Genomic DNA, 5,766 nt, shown 5'->3' with positions numbered 1-5,766 from the left:
ATCAGCTCGGCCCATGTGCATGACGAGCCGCTTTTCGCCGATGGCACGGTGCAATATTGGGGCCAGCCGGTCTTTGCGGTGGTGGCCGAAACGCGCGACGGGGCGCGGCGGGCGGCCAAGCTGGCCAAAATCGAGTATGAAGACCTGCCCATGGCGCTCGACGTGCGCGCGGCGCAGGCGGCGGGGCGGCGGCTGGTGACCAAGCCGCTCAAGCTCGAACGCGGCGACGTGGCTGCCGGGCTGGCAAGCGCGCCGCGCCGGCTCAAGGGCGCCATCGCCATTGGCGGGCAGGATCATTTCTATCTCGAAGGCCATATCGCGCTGGCGGTGCCGGGGGAGGACGAGGACGTCACCGTCTATAGCTCCACCCAGCATCCCACCGAGGCCCAGATCATGGTGGCCCATGTGCTGGGCATCCAGCAGCATGCCGTCACCGTGCAGGTGCGCCGCATGGGCGGGGGCTTCGGGGGCAAGGAAACCCAGGGCAATCTTTTCGCCGTGGTGAGTGCGCTCGCGGCCAAGAAATGGAACCGCGCCTGCAAGATCCGCCCCGACCGCGACGACGACATGAGCGCCACCGGCAAGCGCCACGATTTCGTGGTCGATTACGATGTGGGGTTCGATGACGAGGGCCGGATTCAGGCCATCGACGCCGTTTATGGCGCGCGGGCCGGCTATTCGTCCGATTTGTCGGGGCCGGTGACCGATCGGGCGCTGTTTCACTGCGACAACGCCTATTGGTATCCGGCGGTACGGGCGGTCAGCGAGCCGCTTTACACCAATACCGTGTCCAACACCGCCTTTCGCGGTTTCGGCGGCCCGCAGGGCATGATGGCGGCCGAGCGCTGGGTGGAAGACATCGCCTATGCGCTGGGCAAGGACCCGCTGGACATCCGCAAGGCCAATTTCTACGGCACCGACACCAACAACATCACGCCCTATCACCAGACGGTGGAGGACAATATCGTCCATCGCGTGGTCGATGAACTGGAGCAGTCGGCCGATTATCAGGCACGGCGCGCGGCCATTCTGGCTTTCAACCGCACCAGCAAGGTGCTGCGCAAAGGCATCGCCCTTACCCCGGTCAAGTTCGGCATTTCCTTTACCGCCACCTGGTTCAACCAGGCTGGGGCGCTGGTGCATGTCTATAAGGACGGCTCCATCCATCTCAGCCATGGCGGCACGGAGATGGGGCAGGGGCTCTATATCAAGGTGGGCCAGGTGGTGGCCGATGCCTTCGGCGTCGGGCTCGACCAGGTCAAGATCATGGCCACCACCACCGGCAAGGTGCCCAATACCTCGGCCACCGCCGCCTCGTCGGGCTCCGACCTCAACGGCATGGCGGCCTGGGACGCCTGCGAGCAGATCAAGCGCCGTCTCGTCGCCCATGCGGCCAGCCATTACGGCGCCGAGGAGGGCGATTGCCTGTTTGTGCAGGGCGGCATGCAGGTGGGGCGCAAATTCGTGCCCTTCGGCGAACTGGTGTCCTCGGCCTATATGAACCGCGTGCAGCTTTCCGCCGCCGGCTTCTACAAGACCCCCAAGATCCATTGGAATCGCGACGAGGGCAGGGGCCACCCCTTCTATTATTTCGCCTATGGCGCCTCGGTGAGCGAAGTGACCATCGACACGCTGACCGGCGAATATCAGGTGGACCGCGTCGATATCCTCCACGATGTGGGGCGCTCGCTCAATCCGGCCATTGATATCGGCCAGGTCGAGGGCGGCTTCATCCAGGGCATGGGGTGGCTGACCACCGAGGAACTGGTGTGGGACGGCAAGGGACAGCTGCGCACCCATGCCCCTTCCACCTACAAGATCCCCCTGGCTAGCGACCTGCCGCCCATCTTCAACGTGAAACTGGCTGAATGGTCGGTCAACCGCGAACCCACCATCGGCCGCTCCAAGGCGGTGGGCGAGCCGCCCCTGATGCTGGCGATGAGCGTGGTCGAGGCGCTGGGCATGGCGGTGGCGAGCGTGGCCGACTACCGCATCGCCCCGCAACTGGACACGCCGGTGACGCCCGAGCGCGTGCTGATGGGCGTTGAGCGCATGAAACGGGAGAGGCTGGGGTGAGGGCGGTGCGTGGCAATCTGAGCGCTGGCACACCGCCATGACCGAGCGCAGCGCCGACCTCGCCCGCTTCCTGACCGCGACGCCCGACGCCATCGTCTGCGAACTGACCCGGGTGCGGGGGTCGAGCCCGCGCGCACAGGGCACCTTCATGCTGGTGGGGCGCGAAACCCTGCTCGGCACCATTGGCGGCGGGGCGCTGGAATATATGGTCATCGACCATGCGCGCCGGCTTCTGGCCGAAGGGCGGGCGGAGGCGGCCATGGACGTGCCGCTGGGCCCCGAGATCGGGCAATGCTGCGGCGGGCGGGTCGATGTGGCGCTGCGCTATCTCGATGCGAATTTGCGGGCTGAACTGATGGCGCGGGCCGAGGCCGAAGAGGCCGAACTGCCCCATGTTTATGTGTTCGGCGCCGGCCATGTGGGGCGGGTGCTGGCGCAGATCCTGGCGCTGCTGCCGGTGCAACTCGACGTTTTCGATACGCGGCGCGCCGAAATAGCGGCATTGCCGGCCGGCGTCAGGGGCCAGGCCGTGGCTATGCCCGAGGCCATGGTGCGCAAGGCGCCCCCGGGCACCAGCTATGTTATCGTCACCCACGATCATGCGCTCGATTTCCTCATCGCCCAGGAAGCGCTGGCCCGCCCCGACAGCCCCTATGTGGGCATGGTGGGCTCGCGCACGAAGCGGGCGAAATTCTCCAATTGGTTCGTGGAGCAGGGCGGGGAGCGGGCGGCGCTGGAGCGGCTGGTTCTGCCCATCGGGCGTCAGGGGCTTGGGGATAAGCGTCCGGCCGTTATTGCGGCACTGGCCGCAGCCGAGATTATGGTTCACATTGGGCATCGGGAAGCTGACACCGCAAAAGCGCATGCCCCCGACCAGAAGAGGGTGGCAATTGGACGCTAGCATTCCCTACCGGCTCGAATTGAGCGGCATCACCAAGCGCTTTCCCGGCGTCCTCGCCAATGACAATGTGAGTTTTGCCGTCAGGCCGGGCGAAATCCACGCGCTTCTGGGGGAAAACGGCGCCGGCAAGTCCACCCTGGTCAAGATGATCTACGGCATCATGCAGCCCGATAGCGGTGAAATCCGCTGGAACGGGCAGCCGGTCGTGGTGACCAATCCCAAGGCGGCGCGCAAGCTGGGAATCGGCATGGTGTTCCAGCATTTCTCGCTGTTCGAGGCGCTCACCGTGCTCGAAAACATCGCGCTGGGCATGGACGCCAAGATTCCGGCTCGCGAGCTGGAAGCGCGCATCCGCGAGGTCATGCAGGCCTATGGGCTGGCGCTCGATCCGCATCGCACCGTGGCGACCCTTTCGGTGGGCGAGCGGCAGCGCATCGAGATCGTGCGGGCCCTTCTGCTCAATCCGAGCCTGCTCATCATGGATGAGCCGACCTCGGTGCTCACCCCGCAGGAGGTGGAGCAGCTGTTCACCGTGCTGCGCCAGATCGCCGCCGAAGGCTGCTCGATCCTCTACATTTCCCACAAGCTGCATGAAATCAAAGCCTTGTGCGACACCGCCACCATTCTGCGCGGCGGGCGCCTGGTGGATATCTGCGATCCCAAAACCGAAACCAGCCGCTCCATGGCCGAAAAGATGATCGGCTCGGGCCTGAGGGATATCGTCAAGGCCGAGGGGCGCAGCTTCGGCGCGCCCAAGCTGGTGGTGAAGGGGCTGACCACCCACAAGCACGGCCATTTCGACGTGCCGGTGAGCGATGTGAGCTTTTCGGTGCGCGCCGGGGAAATCCTCGGCATTGCCGGGGTGGCGGGCAATGGGCAGAACGCTCTGCTCGACGCGCTGTCGGGGGAGGTGAATGGCGAACATGGCGACGCCATCACGCTGGACGGGCGGGCCATGGGCCTGATGAACACCACCGAACGCCGGCGGCAGGGCCTGTGCGCCGTGCCCGAGGAGCGCAATGGCCATGCGGCGGTGGGCGATTTCACCCTCAGCGACAATTCGGTGCTCACCGCCCGCGACCGCCTGGGCATGGTGGTGATGGGGCTGATCAATTCGGGCGCCGCCCAGACCTATACCGGCAAGGTGATCGCCGATTTCGCCGTCAAGGCGCTGGGGCCGGCCTCCACTGCTGGCTCGCTCTCCGGCGGGAACCTGCAAAAATACATCATGGGCCGGGAAATCCTGCAAAAGCCCTCGGTGCTGGTGGTGAGCCAGCCCACCTGGGGGGTCGATGCGGGCGCGGCGGCGGCCATCCACCAGGCGCTGGTCGATCTGGCGGCGGCGGGCTCGGCCATTGTCGTCATCAGCCAGGACCTGGATGAATTGCGCGCGCTTTGCGACACGCTGGCCGTCATCAATATGGGGCGGCTGAGCCCGGTGCGGGCGGTGGAGGATTTCAGCATCGAGGAAATCGGCCTGCTCATGGGCGGCGTTCACGGGGCGACGGAGGCCGCATGATGCAGTTGCGACTGGAAAAACGTCCCGAACCCTCGCGCCTCATGCTCTATCTGACGCCGGTTCTGGCGGTTCTGGCCACGGCGCTGGTGGGGGCGATCGTGTTCTCGCTGATCGGCTATAACGGCCTGGGGGCGGTGCGCGAGATTTTCGTCACCCCAATCGTCAACCCGCTCAAATGGCAGGACCTGGCGGTGAAATCCGCCCCGCTCATCATTATCGCGGTGGGCCTGGCCATCGGCTATCGCGCCAATGTGTGGAATATCGGCGCCGAGGGGCAATATATCCTGGGGGGGCTGGCGGCGACGGGCGTAGCGCTGCTGACGCGCGACTTTTCCGGGCCCTGGATCCTGCCGGCGATGATCCTGGCGGGGATGCTGGGCGGGCTGGCCTGGGCGGTGCTGCCGGCGCTGCTGCGCACCAAATTGCAGGTCAATGAAATCCTCACCAGCCTGATGCTCACCTATGTGGCCATCCAGTTGCTCAATTATCTGGTCATCGGGCCGTGGAAGGACCCGATGGGGTTCGGTTTTCCGCAGACGCGGATGTTCACCGCCGACCAGACGCTGCCCTTCATCATCCCGCGCACCATCGTGCATCTGGGCGTGCCCATCGCGGTCGTGGTGGCCGTGGCGGCGTGGTTCGTCATGGGCCGCTCGGTTTTCGGCTATCAGGTCAAGGTGGTGGGGGCGGCGCCCAATGCGGCGCGCTATGGCGGCTTTTCCATCAATCGCACCATCTGGCTGGCGCTGCTGACCAGCGGCGCGCTGGCCGGGCTGGCCGGGGTGCTGGAAGCCTCGGGCACTTTCGGGCGCATGGTGCCGTCCTTCCCCACCAATTACGGCTTCACCGCCATCATCGTCGCCTTTTTGGGCCGGCTTCATCCCATCGGCATCATCTTTGCCGGGCTGGCCATGGCGGTGGCCGTGGTCGGGGGCGAGGTGGCGCAGACCACCATCCAGCTTCCGGCGGCGGCGGTGGGCATTTTCCAGGCGATGATGCTGTTCTTCCTTCTGGCCAGCGACCTCCTGGTCCGCTACCGGGTGCGGGTGGTGGGCAAGCGTCCGGCGGAGGTCACCCCATGAATACCGATCTCATCATCCCCATCATCATCACCCTGATCGGCGCCTCCACCCCCATCCTCATCGCCGCTTTGGGCGAGCTGGTGGTGGAAAAAAGCGGCGTGCTCAACCTGGGCGTCGAGGGCATGATGCTGATCGGCGCGGTGATCGCCTTCGCGGTCACCTATACCACCGGAAACCCCTGGCTCGGC

The 5,766-nt window shown here is 65.6% G+C and carries 5 protein-coding genes; all 5 read left to right on the top strand.

Annotated features, from left to right (window positions below):
• A partial coding sequence (gene xdhB / locus VDP82_RS12910) for a xanthine dehydrogenase molybdopterin binding subunit (protein ID WP_323015255.1) occupies nt 1–2,076 on the top strand: 2,076 nt, incomplete at its 5' end.
• A 37-nt stretch (nt 2,077–2,113) separates the two neighbouring features.
• Entirely contained in the window at nt 2,114–2,977 is an 864-nt protein-coding gene (xdhC, locus tag VDP82_RS12905; protein WP_323015254.1) for a xanthine dehydrogenase accessory protein XdhC, read from the top strand.
• The gene (locus VDP82_RS12900) at nt 2,967–4,496 is read left to right on the top strand and encodes an ABC transporter ATP-binding protein (RefSeq protein WP_323015253.1); all 1,530 of its coding nucleotides are present in this window, start codon (nt 2,967–2,969) and stop codon (nt 4,494–4,496) included. The genes xdhC and VDP82_RS12900 overlap by 11 nt, the downstream gene beginning before the upstream one ends.
• Nucleotides 4,493–5,578, top strand: a complete 1,086-nt coding sequence (locus VDP82_RS12895) for an ABC transporter permease (RefSeq protein ID WP_323015252.1) — start codon at nt 4,493–4,495, stop codon at nt 5,576–5,578. Before VDP82_RS12900 ends, VDP82_RS12895 begins: the two co-directional genes overlap by 4 nt.
• On the top strand, nt 5,575–5,766 hold a 192-nt coding region (locus VDP82_RS12890), incomplete at its 3' end, for an ABC transporter permease subunit (RefSeq protein WP_416347114.1). The genes VDP82_RS12895 and VDP82_RS12890, both read left to right, overlap by 4 nt.

Source organism: Devosia sp. (genome assembly GCF_034675085.1).
GTDB lineage: Bacteria > Pseudomonadota > Alphaproteobacteria > Rhizobiales > Devosiaceae > Devosia.
The sequence above is the reverse complement of the archived record's forward strand: the minus strand, read 5'-3'. Positions and strand labels throughout refer to the sequence as shown.